The organism is Acidobacteriota bacterium, assembly GCA_039030395.1.
Classification (GTDB): Bacteria; Acidobacteriota; Thermoanaerobaculia; order Multivoradales; family JBCCEF01; genus JBCCEF01.
On sequence record JBCCEF010000006.1, the window covers coordinates 189,652 to 205,797 of the forward strand.

The following is a 16,146-nucleotide window of genomic DNA, read 5'->3' on the forward strand; positions in this document are numbered from 1 at the left end:
CTTCCGAAGAGCAGCGGTGATCCATGCTGGAGAGGGGTCGGTGGGGTGTCCGTTGGCGCGGGCTTCGTCGTGATCACGAGCCATCGTGCCTCGGACGGAGATTCTACAGTGATTCCGGTGATCGCACTTCCAGTTGATGAACGTTTGTGCTGATCTGCGAGTGGCTGACGGCGTAGGCATACAGGGCCGCCGGCCAGTAGACGATCCGGATGTTCGAGAGGGTCTCCGCTCCTTGGGCGGTCCGGCTTGTGGTGACCAAGGTACTTACGTTGTTCTTCGCGCAGAAGTCCAGTGGTCCCTTGAGTAGACCGAGGCTACGGCGATGACGGTCTGACCACTTGACTTCGACGGCCCAGTCCACGCGATGGCCGAGAAGGTTCACGAGGTCGATTTCTCCGTCTTTCCACCTGGCATAGTGCAGATGAAGCCCTTCGGCGGCGAACCACTGGGCGAGGATCGCGTTTTCGACTAGAGCACCGAAGACACGTTCGTCCTGGGTTGGGCCGAAGAGGGCGGTCCGCAACGAAGGATTGGTGAGATAGACCTTGAAGGCGCGGACCCTTTGAAAGGTCCGTGCACTCTCGTCGACTCGATGGACGATGCGGATCATGAAGGCCGCCTGTAGGTATTCGATGTAGCGCTTGATGGTCGCTTTGGCAGCGCCGGATCGTTGGGTGACCTGCTCGAGGGAAACCTCTCCTGCGGTGTTGAAGGCGAGGGAGGTGAACAAGGCGTTGAGTTCCTGCACGTCGGAGATACCGTAGAGCGAGGGGAGATCGCGCAACAGCACTTTGTCGATGATGTCACTTTTGATGAAGCGGCTCGGATTCTCCTGGATCTCGGTCGAAGTGGCGACCTCAGGGTAACCGCCGAACTGAACATAGTCCTCGAAGGATCGGTTCAAGGCCTCGAGATCCGTGGCGGTGTAGATCCCGATATCGTCTTTTATTTCCACGTCGACGGGAGGCTCCTCACCGAGGATCTGGAGATACTCATAGAAGGTCAACGGTGGAAGAAAGAAGTCCGTGAACCTGCCAGCTCCAGATTCGCGGCTCTTCAATCGAAGGGCAGCGGCGGCGGATCCGGACACCACGACTCTAAGGGTTGGGTAGGAGTCCACCAGCGTTTTCAGATGTTGTTCCCAATCCTTGAGATACTGAATCTCATCGAAGAAGACAAAAGCTTCGGTGCTTGGATCATCGCCGGTCGCCTCCGCGAACAGTTCCAGAAACGTCTGTAGGGAGAGCCCGAGGTATAGAGGGTTGTCGATCGAGACGTAGCACAGGTTGTGAGGCTCGAATCCTTCGTCGATCAGTCGGCCAATCGTGTGATGGACGAGGTAGGTCTTGCCCACGCGCCGAGGTCCCATCAGGACGACCGCGCGTCGAATGTCTCGCTGAGTCACCAGAGGGAAGAGGCGCTCGATGTAGGGTCTGGGTCGGACCTCGACGAAGTGCTTCGGAATCTGATGCGGTTTTCGCCACCAGGGGTTGTCTAGGCGTAGTCGTTCTAGGACTTTCTCTTTGGGAATATCCAGCATGGCTTCGCTCCAGAGAGTTCTTCGGCGACCCCGAATGCGAAATAGGGCAAGTTCACTTATCTTAACCGCCAGATCCACAGATAAGCAATGTCGACTGTCTCTATTTTGATTTTGGGCCGTTAAGAGCTATCCTCTGTCTCTATGTCTGCCCGCCCCCTCGACGACCTTCGCGTGCTCGAAATGGGCCAGCTCATGGCCGGACCCTTCGCCGGCACGGTCCTCGGCTACTTCGGAGCAGAGGTGATCAAGATCGAGCCGCCGGAGGGAGATCCGGTGCGGCGATTTCGGAAGATGGACGGCGACACGTCCCTCTGGTGGTCCACCCTGGGGCGCAACAAGAAGTGCATCACCCTGGACCTGCGGCGGGAAGAGGGCCGTGCGCTGGCGCGGCGGCTGGCCGGGGAGTGCGACGTGTTGATCGAGAACTTCCGCCCCGGGACTCTGGAGAAATGGGGCCTGGCGCCGGAGGTGCTGGAGGCCGACAACCCGAAATTGATCGTCGCCCGAGTCTCCGGTTTCGGGCAGACGGGCCCCTACGCCTCCCAGCCCGGCTATGCCTCGGTGTGCGAGGCCTTCGGTGGGCTGCGCTACGTCACTGGCAACCCCGGCGAGCCGCCGGTGCGCGCCAATCTCAGCCTGGGGGATTCCCTCTGCGGCCTGCATGCGGCTTTGGGGATTCTCCTCGCTCTGCTCCACCGCGAGCGCACCGGCGCCGGTCGGGGTCAGCGCATCGACGTGTCGATTTTCGAATCGGTCTACAACCTGATGGAGGCGGTGGTGCCGGAGTACGATCGCCTCGGCGAGGTGCGCCAGCCCTCCGGTTCGACCATCACCGGCGTCGTGCCCTCCAACACCTACCCCTGCGCCGATGGTCAGCAGGTGGTGATCGGCGCCAACGGCGAGTCCCTGTACCGCCGGTTGATGGCGGCGGCGGGGCGCGAAGATCTGGGCAACGATCCGCGTTTGGCGTCGAACGAGGGCCGGGTCGAGCACCAAGAAGAAATCGACCGGGCGATCGCCGCCTGGACGAGCACCCTCACCCGTGAGCAGGTGCTCCACCTCCTCGAGGTGGCGAAAGTGCCGGCTGGCCCGATCTACTCCGTCGCCGACATGGCGACAGATCCCCACTACCGGGCGCGCGGGCTCTTCGAGAAGGTGGAGTGGGGCGGCAGGGCGCTCGAAATTCCGGCGATGATGCCAAAGCTTGAAGACACCCCGGGCCGCACCGAATGGCCCGGCCCGACCATCGGCGCGCACACCCGCGAAGTGCTGACCGGCCTGTTGAAGCTGACCGACGAGGAACTGGCCGACCTCGAGGGCCGCGCCGTCATCTGACGCCGCAGCCCTCGCTTCGAGACTCTTCCTACTTCCCCTGCACGATCGGCTTGAAGGCCGACCAGTTCCGCCACATCAAGAATGCCCACAGCAGAAACGTCACGGCGGCGAGGGCGATGTTGGCGGGGTCGAGGAACAGGTGAAAGAGGACGATGTTGACGACGATCGGGCCGAGCACCGTCAAGCCGAGCGGCAGCCGACCGATCAACAGCAGGAGACCGCCGATGATCTCCAAGACCTTCACCACCGCCAGGTAGCCGGAAGCGATCATCAGGCCCAAGAACTGGGCGCCGTCCGGTGCCGCCTCCGGTGGCGGTAGGAAACCCACGAAGCCGTTCACGCCGAACACCACGAAGATCGCTGCCAGCAGGAAGCGGGCCATCTTGTCCATCACACCCATGTCGTTCCTCCCTTTGGGCGGCCCGCCGGGTTCTTACTGCGGACCGCCTAGGTCAACAGGTCTTCCACCGCGGCGCGCTCTTCACGCAATTCGGCGTCCGTCGCCTCCATCTTGCCGCGCTGGAAAGCATCGAGTTCCAAGTCTTGAACGATCTCCCAGTCCCCGTTCTTGCAGACACAGGGGAAGGAGTACACCACCCCTTCGGCGATACCGTAGCTGCCGTCCGACGGTACGGCCATACTCACCCAGTCGCCCTCCGGTGAGCCGAGAGCCCAGGTGCGCATGTGATCGATGGCGGCGGAAGCGGCGGAAGCGGCGGACGACGCGCCGCGCGCCTTGATGATCGCCGCGCCGCGCTGCTGCACGGTGGGGATGAACGTCTCCGTGTACCAGTCGCCATCGATCTGGAGCGTCGCCGGTTCCTCGCGGATCAGGGTGTTGGCGATGTCCGGAAACTGGGTCGCGGAGTGGTTGCCCCAGATGGTCATCCGGCGGATCTCCGTCGAGTGGGCGCCGGTCCTCTCGGCCAGCTGGCTGATCGCCCGATTGTGGTCCAGTCGGGTCATGGCGGTGAATTGGCGGCGGTCCAGGCGGGCCGCGTTCGAGGCGGCGATCAGGGCGTTGGTGTTGGCCGGGTTGCCGACCACCAGCACCCGCACGTCCTGCGAGGCATGGCCACTCAGCGACTGCCCCTGCGGCGCGAAGATCTGGCCGTTCGCTCCCAGCAGATCCTTGCGTTCCATGCCGGCGCCGCGCGGTCGCGCTCCCACCAGCAGAGCGTAGTCGGCGTTCGCGAAGCCTTCGTCGAGGTGATCCGTGGCGATCACCTCGTGGAGCAGCGGGAAAGCGCAGTCGTTCAACTCCATCACCACGCCCCGCAGCGCGTCCATGGCGGGCGGAATCTCGATCAACTGCAGGCAGATCGGCTGGTCCGGTCCGAGCATGTCGCCGGCGGCGATGCGGAAGGCGAGGGCGTATCCAATATTGCCCGCGGCGCCGGTGATGGCGACGCGCACCGGGCGCTGATTCGGTTGGGAGTTTGCGTGATCGGGAACTGGTTGTGAACCGGTCATAGGAGGGATCTTCTCGCTAGAAAGTTTGCATGTCGTCGGAGCCAGTCGCGGCCTGGAGGCCGCGGATAACGTAGAGTGCTCGCATCACCCGAGAGCTTACCGCGACTCGCCGCGGCTGGAACCACCCCGCCGGAAGACACGCACGATGAGCGGAACGCCCACCGCCAGCAGCAACACCGCCCAGGTGGTCACCGGCGAGGGTAACAGCCGCTCCAGCCAGCCGAAGTAGTGGACGAACCTGGTGAGCCCGAGGCTCATCAGCACCGCTCCGAGGGCGGCATGAGTGGAGGTTGGGGGGGAGAGTGGTTCTTCGGCTAGAGCCCATCTTGGTGAACCGTCGAAGAAGCGAGAGTCCGAAGGAATAGAATCGCCGAACCATGACGAAAAACTGGAGAGTTTGGATTCAGAACGTAGTCGCCTGTTCTCTGATCTTGCCCATTGCAGTTTGCCACTCCCCAACGGCTTGCGCGGATGAGACGCGGCCTAGGTCCGTAGCGTCGCCCAGCCTTGCCCGGTGCGTCAGCCAGTTTCGAAATGCGCCGGGTGCCCGAAAGTCGTCTCGGTGCTTTGCCTTCGCGAATTCTTTGACTGCCAAGAAGGTCGAAGCCATGGAGCAGCTTCTCGGCGAGTTTCCCGACCAACCCTGGCTCTACTTCTATCTCGCATTTCTCGAATGGGGTTCGGATTCCCCCCAAGTTCCTGAACGCTATGCCAAGGCTGCCCGGCTTTTTCACGAGCGGGGCGAGCTCGGGAACGAGATCCTTGCTCGTCGGGGACGAGCGGGTTTCTTGCTCAAGACAGGTGAGCTTGAGAAGGCTGGAAATGAGATCCGTCTTATGAAGCAGGAGGTTGAAGCCTCTCTAGATCTCTTGCTTCATGCTTGGGTCAAGGTAGTCGAGGCCGATCACCTGACGCTCGAAGGCCATCTGGATGCAGCGCTCACCCTCTTGAGCGAAGCAGAGGCTCAGGCACTGGAGGCCGAGGGCTCCCCTTATGAGCTCAAACGAGTGTGGCTCCATTTAGCTTTCAGCGCTACCTATTCACTCGGGCGCTACGACGCCGCCGAAGCGCTACTCCTGGAGCTAAAGGAATTGGCCAAGAGAGGTCAAGCGTCTCATCAGGCAAGAGTGGCGCTCTTCGAAACTGCATTCGAGCTCGCCGCCCACCTGCCGACGCCATCCCATCGTGAATCGGCACGACAGAAAGCGAAGCGCTCTCTTCGCATGGCGAAGGAGTCTGAGCAAATGGCTCTCGTCGGTCGAAGTCTGGCCTTCCTGGGGCAGCTCGAAGAGCCCGCTGTCGGCCGTTTGTTGCTCCACGAGTGCTTGAATCTTCCAGTCCATCAGGAGGAAGGTTTTAGGCAGTTTCCCGATTGCCTCCGGGCCCTTGCCGAACTGGAGGCCCGAGCTGGAAACTTGGGGCAGGCCGAGGTCCATCTGGCTGAAGCAGACCGGCTTGTGGAGGAGTTTGAGGACGGTTGGACCACCTTTGGAGTCGAGCTCGCAAGGGCTCGGATCCGCTGGCTGGAGGGCGACGTCGAAGCGGGCCGCGCCGAAGGGCTGAAAATCATCGAGGGAATCGAAGAGCTACGCTTGGCGCAGGACTCTTCCGCCGGGCGCATGGGGGTTCTGGCGGCGCGTTGGGAGCCCTACCTGTGGCTCGCCGGAGAGCTCCTCGCCGCGCACCCCGAGCCTCTCCGGCCGGACCTGGAGCTGGCCTTCGATCTCGTCGAACGCCAACGGGCGCAAACCCTTCAGGAATCGTTGGCGGCGCGCCTCGGTGACCTCTACGCCCACACCTCCAACCGGAAACCTACGCTGGCGTTGATCGAAGAGACCCTCGATGAAGAGACCGCCCTCCTGTCGTTCCAACTCTCTCTCGAGCAGGGGCATTTCGGCGAGTCGCTCGGTGGCTCCTGGGTCCTCGTGGTTACTCGAGAAGGAACTCGAGCGATCCCCTTGGCAGACCGCCTCGAGCTCGAGCCTTTGGTCGAAAGCCTGGTGGATCTCGGCGACCCGTCCCAGGCTGAGGAGCTGTTGATGCGGCTCTATGACCTTGTTCTCGCGGAAGCTCTTGAAGCCTTGCCTGAAGGGGTCGAGGAGCTCGTCCTGATACCGGACGGAGTGCTCCATCGCCTTCCATTCGAAATCCTACGACCGGTTTCTGGAGCGGAGGCCTCCGTGGGAAACCGGTTCCGCATCTCGTATCAGCCTTCGGCCGGCCTCTGGCTGGGCTGGAAATCCCAACCGAGGAACGTGGAGGCAACAAACCCAGTGCTGGTCTTCGCGGACCCCGAGCTGCCAGCGAGAGGGTCCGAACGGGATCCGGCGATCTTGAGCGGAGACCCGCGCTGCGAAGGCCTTCCGCCGTTAGCCGCCGCGCGCGAGGAGGGTCGAAACGTCCTGGAGCGCCTGGGAGAAACCGGGCATCTACTACAGGGAGAAGAGGCATCCGAAACGGCCCTCAAAGCCGAATCCCTCGGCCGCTACTCTATACTCCATTTCGCGGCACACGCCTGCACCTTGCCGAACCAACCCGACCAGTCCGCGATTCTACTGACCCCGGGAGCTGAGAGGGAGGATGGGCGTTTGACTTCGGCGGACATCCTCGATCTCCAACGGGTTCCCCCAATGGTGGTTCTGGCGGCCTGCCGAACCGCCGACGGCAAGCTGGTGCGCGGTGAGGGAGTCATCAGTCTGGTCCGCGCCTTCTTCGCAGCGGGGGCGCGGGTGGTGGTGGCCAGCCAGAACGACCTTCCCGATCGCGAAACCTCCCGCGCCGTTGACTCCTTTTACGGCTACCTGAGCGAGGGCTCGAGCGTGGGGGAGGCCCTCCATCGTGTACGGCGGAAAAGCATTCAGGCCGGCGCACCCGCCTCCGTGTGGGGATCCCTACGGGTGATGGGTGACGCGGAGTGGATTCCCTTCCCATGGGGCCTTCGCGAGCCCGAGCCATCGCCGAGCCTTCCGGCCTATGTACCGCAGGTCGCCGTCGCCTCCCTCGGCCTTCTCGTTTTGAGCCTCATGGGGTCTTCGTATGTCCGCCGCTCTCGCCGACGGGAATGAGAGGATCACGCGATGCTTCAGGTGGTGTTGAACCAGAACGTACGAAGCGAGCCGTGAAGGTCTTCTCACCCAGCAACTTCTCGTCGAGACCCCCTCCACTCTTCGCCGCCACCCGCCACAAGATGCGGGCTCCGGACGGCACCTCCCGTAGGTCGTCCTCGGTGAGGCGGTAGGTCGTCTCTCCGCTCTTTGCCGCTGGCACATCTGTCACCTCCTTCACCAGGCCGCTCGCTTCCGCCGTCGTCCAGCTCACCTGGAGATTAAAGCGCTCGGCCTTATCCATGCCTTGCCAGCGGAGTACCGCTTCGTCCGAAGTCAGAACCGAGTCCGCTCCGAGAGTGGAGGTCAGCTCGGAAGGTCCTCGCACCCGGTCGGGTTTGGTGAACGTCGGGATCAGCAGCATCGCTACAACAACGAACGACAGAGCGGCTGCCACCAGAGAAAGGGATGGAAACGAAGTTTCAGGTTCGGCGGCGAGATCTCCGGGGCCTACCGGCATACTGACCGCGGCCGCTTTGTCTTCAGATTGAAGACTCATCCCTTCCGCCTTCGAGCGAGCGCCGAGGTTTAGAGCGAGCCCCCAGGCTCGGGTGCAGGCGGGGCACTGGGAGGCGTGGTCCACGATTCCGCGCATCTCATCCCTGGGTAGCTCCAGAGCCGCGGCCCGCCGAATGGAATCAGCATCGGGGCAATCCGAGAGAGAGGGTGCATCCGGCTCCGCCTCGAAGAGCATCGCCCGAAGCTCGTCGTCCGTCCAGGGCGAAGAGCTCATCGTCCCACTCCTTTCCTTTCAAGACAGCGTTTCAAGTCATTTCTGCCGCGATAAATGAGATTCTCAGCCCGGCGCCGATCCCAGCCGTGAATTCTGGCTACTTCTTTTGCGCGATACTCCATGAGGAAAAGCCAGACCGCGCGCCGCCGATCCTGGTTGTCCATCGAGCGCAAGCAATCATAGATCAGACCTTTTGAAGCCCTCCAGCGTGCTTCCACCTCAGGGTTCCCTTGATCTATTGGGCTGTTGTCGAAGTCGGCCTCGTCCGTTGGCGGGAACTCTCGGCTTCTCCTGCGAAGCAGCTCCGCCGCGCGATGACAAGCCGTCTTGTATGCATAGGCTGAAGGGTTCCGAACCTCGGAACCTTTGCGCTCAAGGACCTTCATCGTAGCCAGAAGCGCCTCGTGGACTACATCCTCTACATCTTGAGGACACAGAGACGGGTAGCGCGCCCTGACCCCACGGGTCAACGACGCTCTGAGCTCTTCGTAGTAGCGGTCTTCCATGCGGCTCTACCCCTTGTTGCAAGATCCACCCAGCAAGCGGTGCCGATAATACTATCTTTCCTGCGGCCTCACTTACGTGAGTACTTTCGAGTCCCAAATCATCTTTAGGGAGAGACAACGCTCAGCGGCTGTTGCTGAGCCTTGTACTCATAGATCCAATTTGGAGGGATGTAATGCACACAACGGAAATGGGAGGTACGTGTCGTCGAACTCGGCCCAGGGGGCCCAAATGGTTTCTTGGCGCTTCTGGACTTGCTCTAGCCGTAGCAATCCTGAGTCCTTTGAGCCTGAGTGCGGGATGTATCGGAGATTCGTCTTACACGGCGAAACACTTCGAACTGATGCTTGTTCCCACAGGCCCTGATCAGGATCCGAATGTCTCGCGAGTCCAGGTGGTGCCCAAATGCGAGGACGCCGTCAAAGGGGTCTACTATTGGTCCCACTTGGAACCGGAAGGAGCGGAATCGATTCAGCCGGTTCAGGGCGAATATTTTGCAGAAGTGCCCCTTAGCTCCGGTCTTAGGGACATAGTGTTCCAAGTGGTTTGTGAGGGGTTCGACCGACCGTTCGAAGATTGCTTTGAAATCTGTCGAGGAGAAGCGACACGCGCTAGGCCGAAAGGGCAAGTCCTACCATCTGAGGCCGAGGCTGAAGATAGTCCTCGACCGTCACTTCAACCACCAGAAGTTGTGACCGTAAGCAATGGTCCTCCTAAGCTTCATGCAATCAAGCTCTATGGAGAGGTGAGGTACGCCAAAGGAAATTCTGGTCTGTTGGATGGCGGCGTGGGTGCGGAAGTTGACCTGCGGCTTGCAAGGAACTGGATCTTGTCACTGGGGCTGAACCGCACGGAGGAACCGGATACCTCCTCAGAGGAGCAATCTGCAGATGTCGAGTCGTTCGTGGCCAGTTCGAGTTCTGGTGGAGGCAATCGACCCTCCGTTGTCCAAGATCCCCGAGAGGTGAGGGTCATTGACTTGAGAGCGGGTTATCAGATCGGAAGTCATAGGAAGGCGCGAGCCAATTTTTCCCTGGGTCCATGCTTCATTGATTCAGATGATGAGGATGGATTGGGGGCCGTGGGAGGCTTACGCGTTGAGGCTGATGTATCCCATCGCGTGTTCGTAGTGACAGGCCTCGGTGCCCGGTACGAACATGAGAATGAGGACGACCAGATCCAGCTAAATGCAACCTTTGGTTTGGGCTGGCGCTTCTAGTTCACTGCAGCAAGTCTGAATTGGCCGCCGAGAGCCAGGCAATGCGTCTGGGTCGAGACGCGGTCCCATCGATTTCATCGTAGGCAGGCAAAGGAGGTGCCTATTGTAGGAGAGGTGTGTCTTTTTCAGATGGAAACATTCAAGGAGAATTCATATGAAATTTGCAAAAAGTATTGCGAAAGCTCTGTGGGTCGTCGGTTTGTTCTCGGATCTGGCTGCTCGCGGCGTGGAGGCGCAGGTTTCCGGCGAGACCGAGGGAGGGCAAATGATTGGCCGACTCTCTTTGGGAGGTCGCAATGGTTAAACGTATTGTGTTGCTTGTGATCGTACAGATAGCACTAGGGGAGGGCAGCGTCCATGCCGCCCAGGACGAACAATCCCTCAGCACAGAGGCAGCGGCTAGTCGGCATGCTACCTATCGTCACGATTCCTGGCCTGAGTTCGTGCACCGTTGGCGTGTCATGAACGGCGCGGGCTTGCGCCTAGTGGATCTTGAGGTGGTGGTGGAGGATGGTCGATCGACGTATGCGGGAGTGTGGAAGCCTGGTAACGATGGCTACTACCTTCTTCGCTATGACAACTGGTCCAATTTCGTGGCTCGCTGGAGAGAACTCGGCCAGCAAGGCTTTCGCTTGATCGACACCGAGAGGGTTTTCCATGGGGGTCGATTCTGGTACTACGGTGTATGGCGTTCCGGACAAGGTCCCTACGCGCTCTATCGGTACGGTTCATGGTCCGCTTTCACCCAAAAATGGCAGGAGCTGAATCGCCGAGGCTTCCGCTTGGCCGATATCGATGTGAGTGAGCGCAATGGCCAAGTTATCTATCTCGGAGTCTGGCGCGGAGGTGGGAATGACCAATCCCTCTTTGGATTCTCCTCGTGGAGTGCGTTCGTCTCAAAGTGGCGAAATTTGACGCGTGATGGATATCAATTGGTAGATATGGATGTGACTCGACGATCAGATTCAACCATTCACTATGTAGGTGTTTGGCACCGTGGCCCTCAGCGTGCGCTTTGGCGTACCTTTTCATGGCAGAGCTTCCGGCGTAAGTGGGCGGAGCTGGCTGAGAGAGGTCAGGTGCTCGTCGATCTCGAAGTGACCTATGTCGGTAACGCTCGATACCAATACCTGGGTACCTTTGGGCCCGCTCCCAATGTCACCCGCGACGGCCCAAGCTTGAAGCGAATGGCGCAAGAGCTAGAGGCGCTCGTTGCTGGAGATGTAGTTGGAATGTCCTATGCGTTCTCTCAACATGGCCAACTTGCGTTTGCTGGATCGATCGGTCTTGCTCAGCGATCTCCCGACCCTGAGGTGCCGATGAGCTCACAGTTGCGATCAACGATAGGCAGTGTCACAAAAACCGTCAGTGCAGTGGCTCTGTATCAGCTGCTGGATCAGAACGGTCTGACCGTGGACTCAAAAGTCGGTCCCTGGCTTCCAGTGGATTGGGAGCGGGGACCGGGTTTCGGCAATGGGCCCTCGGACTTGTCCTTCAAACACCTGCTCACGCACACATCGGGAATCGGAGTTCGGGATGCTGACCATCGATGGGATGGATTGCGCAGTTTGGTAGGAGTGGGGCTTGAGCCCGGAGCGGACCGCTCCTATAGCAATCTGAACTACGCCTTCTTGCGGCTGCTGATACCCATGTTATGGAGGGCGGTCGATGGACCTTCGGGAGAAGTGACGAGCGAAAACTTCGGTGAGAGGTATCTGGAGTATCTTAACTCACGGATTATAGCGCCCGAGGGTATGCCCTTTGTTGGCTGCTGGCCATTGGAGGGCGCTCCGCCGGTTCTTTCGTATCCGTCGGTTGAGTCGTCGGAGCGAGGAGTGCTCAGGTCGGCGCCTCCAGCACGTTGCGGTGGTCAGGGTGGCCTTCATATGTCTGCGCAAGAACTGACACGTTACGCAGATGCCTTCAGGTACTCGCGTTCTGTGATGAGTTCCGAACATCAAGAAGTAATGGATGGCGATCTGGCGGGATGGAACGGTCGAGTCTTGGTCGAAGGAGGAGGTACGGCCTACTCGCATGGCGGCGTTCGCTCGCCCGGAACTCGGACTTGCATGATGAAGTTGCCCTATGGGATCACAGCTTCAGTGATCTTCAATTCACCGCCTCCTCAGGACAAGTGCCGCCTGTTGCGGAAGTCCTTCAATCAGGCTCTCGCTGCGGACTGACCCATTCAGCTTCGCTGAGTTGAAGGTCGAGCGATTGATAGACCCGCGGCGAGAGTGCTGTCGTCGCGGGTCGACGCACGAGAGGAGGGGGCCGCCTTTGCGGGCGGAGTTGCCGGCGGCGTTTCACTCCAGGAAACACCGCGGCCTTTGAGCGATCGCCTCGAACTCTCGCTACCAGCGGTATCCCACCGACAGCTCTACGATCTCGGCGTCGTAGTCGTCGAACCGAGCGGACTCTTGGTAGTCGATGGTGCGATAGGCGAGGCGCGCCGAGTAGCCGTTGGCGATGGCGACGTCAGCGTAGCAGCCGAGGTCCTGACGCTCGTTGGCGAAGCTCCCTTCGTTGTCCCACCAGCGCAAGTGGGTGCCGAAGGTCAGCCGCTCGTGGGCCTGCCAGCGACCCCGCAGATCGAACAGGTCGGCGTCGGATTGGTAGAGCACCGAAACGAGAAACTGCACTCCGCCTCCGAAGCCCGGCCTCGTGGTGACCGTTTGGTCGATCGCGCGATCCGACTCGAAGCGGGTGAAGCCGCCGTCGATCTGGATCCCCTCGCGCCGGTACCCCGCCCGCAGCGACCATTGATCGCGATCCGCCGTCCAGCCGGAGTCGTCGTTCTCGAAGCGATGCGCCAGCAGCGTCGCCGAAGCGAAAAGGCCTTGCTCCGAGCGCAGCCGCGCCTTGAGGCGGTAGTGCCGCCGGTCGGTGGGCGAGGAGAGGGTGAAGGGGTCGTCATAGGACGCTTCGTCGAAATCCGCTTCGAGTCGAAAGACTTTGTTTGGACGCCACGAGGCGGTGGCGAAGAGGCCCTGCTGGTCGGTGGTTTCCTCGTCGGAGTCCACCGCCGATCCGTCCGTGGTGTGGCCGAAGGTGGCGTCCCGGCTCTCCAGGCGCAGCCCTCAAGAGACGGTCCACTCGGGCGTCAAATGGGCCTGGGCGCCCAACTCGAAGCCGGTGGTCTCGATTTGCCACAGGCCGCGCCCGTCCACATCGAATTCGAACTCGCCTTCCTGGTCCAGCTCGTAGCGCCGGACACCGGCGATGAGTCCCACCCGATCGCTCAAGCGGGAGGAGAGATCGATATCGAAGAAGTCGAGGTCGCGTTCAATCTCGCCGGCACCGCGCACATCGGTGGTGAATGGTTGGCTGTTGAAGGCGATGCCCTGGGACTCCTCCGTCGCCTCGACGTCGAGGTCGAGGCTCTGAACCGCCGCCGAGGCCTGAATTCGCCAGCGCTTCGTCGGGCGGGCGTTCACCCTTACCGTGTGTTGCTGTGCGGTGTACTCGTAGGGCTGGTCGAGGAAGAAGAAGTCGAGGGTGGTGTTGTTGGTGGTGTTTTCCCCCAGGGAGAACCCGGGCAGGAAAACCTCCACCGCGTTCTCGTAGTTCCGTACCGACTCCTCGAGGATCAGGGTGACCTTCAGCCAGGCGTATTTGAAGCCCACCCGGAAGTCGCCGCCGTCCGATAGCCGCGGGTCCGCCAGCGAGTGAGGAACGATGGTGTCCTCGTAGAAGTAGCGGAATTCCGTACGGCGGTAGTCGAGATCGTAGACAACACGCTTTTCGGCGCTGAGGCGAAAGGCTTCGAAGGCCTCGCCGCCGAGATTCGAAGCTCCCAGCTCGAAGCGGTCGAGCACCTTACGGGTGCCGCCGTCTGTCGGCACCATCTCGAGGTCGAATTCGAACAGGTGGGCGCCTTCCTGAAGGTCGAAGTCTTCGCGGTACTTGGTCTCGGCACCGTTCACGTCTACCAGCCGGTAGCCGAGGCGGAATCCTCCGGTGAGGGGCTTGTCGTCCGTTTCGTCGGCGACCAAGGGTCCGGGTGCCGACAGGAGTAGCGCCAGAGCGAAGCCGACCAGCCAGCGATGGGTCGCAAGGTTCATGGTCTCCTTCTTCTACTTGAGGAACGCTGGATCTAAGTTCGAGCCGTGGATTGTGGAGTGACAGTTGGTGCACACCGTGTCGGAGGTGAATCGGGTGTGGAAGCCCGGAACGACCGCGTGGCATGAGTAGCAGAGATCCGCCACCGCCTGGAAGGTCAGCATGTGGCGGTTCGGCGAGCCGTGGGGCTGGTGGCAGGCGATGCAGCCTTCCACCCGCTGTGCGTGGATCGATCTAGGGAGGCTCTAGAAATGCCCAGAAAGAAGGTGGCGCTCCTCACGGCGATGGGGATGCTCATCGTCCTGTCGATGTCCGGTGCCGTGAGAGCCGACGATTCGGACGAGGGCCCGACACGCTTCATGGCCCACAAATGCAACCTCTGCCACGGCGTACCGGCCGTGGGCATCGCGGCCAAAACGAAATCCAAGAAGCTGCTCGGTCCCGAACTCGGCGGGCCACTACCGGAGGTTGACCCGGTCGCCCTGGCGGCTTACCTGCGCCAGCAGCAAGAACTAGACGGCAAGGAACACAAGCGCGAATACAAGGGTACGGACGAAGAGTTGCAGACCATTCTCGACTGGCTAACCAGCCTCGATCCGCCGGCGCCGGAAGAGTAGGAAGAGTGTCTGCCACCGCGTGGATCGGAGTGATGATCGCCCTGGGGGTGGTCGTGGTGGCGTTGGTGACCAGCCGGATCCACCAACCCTTCGACCGGCGCGGCAAGGTGGCGGCCTTCTTCGCCCTCTTTCTGTTGCCTCTGGTTCTGGCCGGGGCTGGGGTTTCCGCTCACCTGGAACACGCCAAGAGCACCGAGTTCTGTCTCTCTTGCCACGTCATGGAGCCCTACGGTGAGAGCCTGCAGGTCGCAGACGAGAGCTACGTGCCGGCGGCCCACTTTCAGAATCACTGGGTGCCACCGGAGCGCGCCTGTTTCACCTGCCACACGCAGTACACGATGTTCGGAGGCTTCAAGGCCAAGATGCAGGGCCTCCAGCACGTTTGGGTCTACTACCTCGGCGAAGTGGCCGAGCCCATCGAGCTGTACGAGCCCTACCAGAACCGCGAGTGTCTGAGTTGCCACGGCGGCGCGCGCCGTTTCGAGGCGGAGGAGCTCCACGCCGAGATCCGCGAGGAGCTGACCAGTGGCGAAACCTCCTGCCTCGATTGCCACGGGCCGTTCCACGACGTCCTCGAGGTCGCCGACCTGCCGAAATGGGAGAGTCCAGGAGGTAGTCGATGAACGACACCCGCCCGCGCCCCCGTCGTCTCCGCCTGGCCGGCATCGCCGTCGTCCTGGGGCTGCTGGTGGAAGCGGTGACCTTGGCCTGGTCCCATCCGCTGGCGTTTCTGGTGTTTCTCGGCGTTGGATTGCCGCTGACGGGCCTGGGCGTGCTCCTCTACCTCTGGGAACTGGTCACCGCTCGGTCACCGCGGCGAAGCATGTACCCGATCCCCGGCGGCACCAAGCCCGGTTAGGCCTTGCGGCGGTTGCTCCGCACGGCGCGCCAGATCATGAACAGGCCCACCACCAATAGCAGTACCGCCCAGAAGATGACGGGCGAAGGCAACAACCGCTCCAGCCAGTCGAAGCGGGCCGCGAAGCCCGATACGCCGACACCGGTGAGGATCAGCCCGGAGGCCATCAGCGAGGCCCGCCGGCCGCGGCCGGCGAGCCAGGTGGCGATCAGGGCGAGACCGGCGACCAACGGAAGGCCCGGCAGCCAGTCGAGAAGCGGCCGCCAGGAGAGCCGGCCGTAGGTCAGCGCGAAGAACAGCACCGCGAAACCGATCCCCGCCACCCCGCGCCCCAGGGAGGCTGGTCGCCGCGAACCCACCAAGAAATCCACCACCGAAGCCAACCCACCCACCAAGACGAACGCCGGCCAGAAGCGCTTGAGCGACGGCACGCCGACGCCGAGGGCATCGAGCAGCAGCCAGATCGCCACGGTGACCACCACCGCGCCCGCGACCATCAGTCCGCGGCGGTTTCGGGGGGTGGAGTCCGGAGGCATAGGCAGCGGTTTGTTCATGGCGGGAGGTTACCAGGGGAGATTGCGTGGCGCTGGATGCGTTGCCGAACCGCGGATCTTTCATTTGACAATACAGGAGCTACCGTGTGGTTAAAATACTGCGATGCGTATTATATGGGTGGTGAGAGGTCCTCAGAGGGTCACCT

At 61.5% G+C, this 16,146-nt stretch carries 15 protein-coding genes; 6 read left to right on the forward strand and 9 right to left on the reverse strand.

Annotation, left to right across the window (positions count from 1 at the left end):
* Positions 1-103 precede the first annotated feature (103 nt).
* A complete protein-coding gene (locus AAF481_08680) occupies positions 104-1,540 on the reverse strand; it encodes an ATP-binding protein (GenBank protein MEM7481234.1) in 1,437 nt (478 codons plus the stop codon).
* A gap of 141 nt (positions 1,541-1,681) precedes the next feature.
* Here AAF481_08680 and AAF481_08685 point away from each other — a divergent pair, with 141 nt between their 5' ends.
* Positions 1,682-2,875: a CaiB/BaiF CoA-transferase family protein gene (locus AAF481_08685; GenBank protein ID MEM7481235.1), complete on the forward strand. Its 1,194-nt coding sequence runs from the start codon at positions 1,682-1,684 to the stop codon at positions 2,873-2,875.
* Between the two features lie 28 nt (positions 2,876-2,903).
* On the opposite strand, the gene AAF481_08690 is transcribed toward AAF481_08685, so the two are convergent.
* The 3 genes from AAF481_08690 to AAF481_08700 form a co-directional block, all read right to left on the reverse strand.
* Positions 2,904-3,275, reverse strand: coding sequence for a hypothetical protein (locus tag AAF481_08690; GenBank protein ID MEM7481236.1), 372 nt, complete (start codon positions 3,273-3,275; stop codon positions 2,904-2,906).
* Positions 3,276-3,322: 47 nt separating this feature from the next.
* Positions 3,323-4,348, reverse strand: a complete 1,026-nt coding sequence (locus tag AAF481_08695; GenBank protein MEM7481237.1) for a malate dehydrogenase — start codon at positions 4,346-4,348, stop codon at positions 3,323-3,325.
* Between the two features lie 96 nt (positions 4,349-4,444).
* On the reverse strand, positions 4,445-4,606 hold the full coding sequence (locus tag AAF481_08700; protein MEM7481238.1) for a hypothetical protein: 162 nt from the start codon (positions 4,604-4,606) through the stop codon (positions 4,445-4,447).
* Between the two features lie 986 nt (positions 4,607-5,592).
* Between AAF481_08700 and AAF481_08705 the strand changes: the two genes are divergently transcribed.
* The gene (locus AAF481_08705; protein MEM7481239.1) at positions 5,593-7,413 is read left to right on the forward strand and encodes a CHAT domain-containing protein; all 1,821 of its coding nucleotides are present in this window, start codon (positions 5,593-5,595) and stop codon (positions 7,411-7,413) included.
* Here AAF481_08705 and AAF481_08710 read toward each other — a convergent pair.
* Both AAF481_08710 and AAF481_08715 read right to left on the reverse strand, forming a co-directional pair.
* Positions 7,370-8,185: a hypothetical protein gene (locus tag AAF481_08710; protein MEM7481240.1), complete on the reverse strand. Its 816-nt coding sequence runs from the start codon at positions 8,183-8,185 to the stop codon at positions 7,370-7,372. The genes AAF481_08705 and AAF481_08710 overlap by 44 nt on opposite strands.
* Positions 8,182-8,691 carry a sigma-70 family RNA polymerase sigma factor gene (locus AAF481_08715; protein ID MEM7481241.1) on the reverse strand — a complete coding sequence of 170 codons (510 nt, stop codon included), beginning with the start codon at positions 8,689-8,691 and terminating at the stop codon, positions 8,182-8,184. Before AAF481_08715 ends, AAF481_08710 begins: the two co-directional genes overlap by 4 nt.
* 1,486 nt (positions 8,692-10,177) lie before the next feature.
* Here AAF481_08715 and AAF481_08720 point away from each other — a divergent pair.
* Positions 10,178-12,091: a serine hydrolase gene (locus AAF481_08720; protein MEM7481242.1), complete on the forward strand. Its 1,914-nt coding sequence runs from the start codon at positions 10,178-10,180 to the stop codon at positions 12,089-12,091.
* Positions 12,092-12,262: 171 nt separating this feature from the next.
* Here the strand turns inward: AAF481_08720 and AAF481_08725 are convergent, their stop codons facing one another.
* Entirely contained in the window at positions 12,263-12,931 is a 669-nt protein-coding gene (locus AAF481_08725) for a hypothetical protein (protein MEM7481243.1), read from the reverse strand.
* A gap of 57 nt (positions 12,932-12,988) precedes the next feature.
* Positions 12,989-13,972: a hypothetical protein gene (locus AAF481_08730; protein MEM7481244.1), complete on the reverse strand. Its 984-nt coding sequence runs from the start codon at positions 13,970-13,972 to the stop codon at positions 12,989-12,991.
* 249 nt (positions 13,973-14,221) lie between these two features.
* Between AAF481_08730 and AAF481_08735 the strand changes: the two genes are divergently transcribed.
* The 3 genes from AAF481_08735 to AAF481_08745 are packed head-to-tail and all read left to right on the forward strand — an operon-like array spanning position 14,222 to position 15,446.
* Positions 14,222-14,587: a hypothetical protein gene (locus tag AAF481_08735; GenBank protein MEM7481245.1), complete on the forward strand. Its 366-nt coding sequence runs from the start codon at positions 14,222-14,224 to the stop codon at positions 14,585-14,587.
* 5 nt (positions 14,588-14,592) lie between these two features.
* Positions 14,593-15,210 carry a NapC/NirT family cytochrome c gene (locus tag AAF481_08740; protein ID MEM7481246.1) on the forward strand — a complete coding sequence of 206 codons (618 nt, stop codon included), beginning with the start codon at positions 14,593-14,595 and terminating at the stop codon, positions 15,208-15,210.
* Positions 15,207-15,446, forward strand: a complete 240-nt coding sequence (locus tag AAF481_08745) for a hypothetical protein (GenBank protein ID MEM7481247.1) — start codon at positions 15,207-15,209, stop codon at positions 15,444-15,446. The genes AAF481_08740 and AAF481_08745 overlap by 4 nt, the downstream gene beginning before the upstream one ends.
* On the opposite strand, the gene AAF481_08750 is transcribed toward AAF481_08745, so the two are convergent.
* Complete coding sequence (locus AAF481_08750) at positions 15,443-16,000, reverse strand: hypothetical protein (protein ID MEM7481248.1); 558 nt, start codon at positions 15,998-16,000, stop codon at positions 15,443-15,445. The two genes, AAF481_08745 and AAF481_08750, sit on opposite strands and share 4 nt — an antisense overlap.
* Positions 16,001-16,146: the final 146 nt, after the last annotated feature.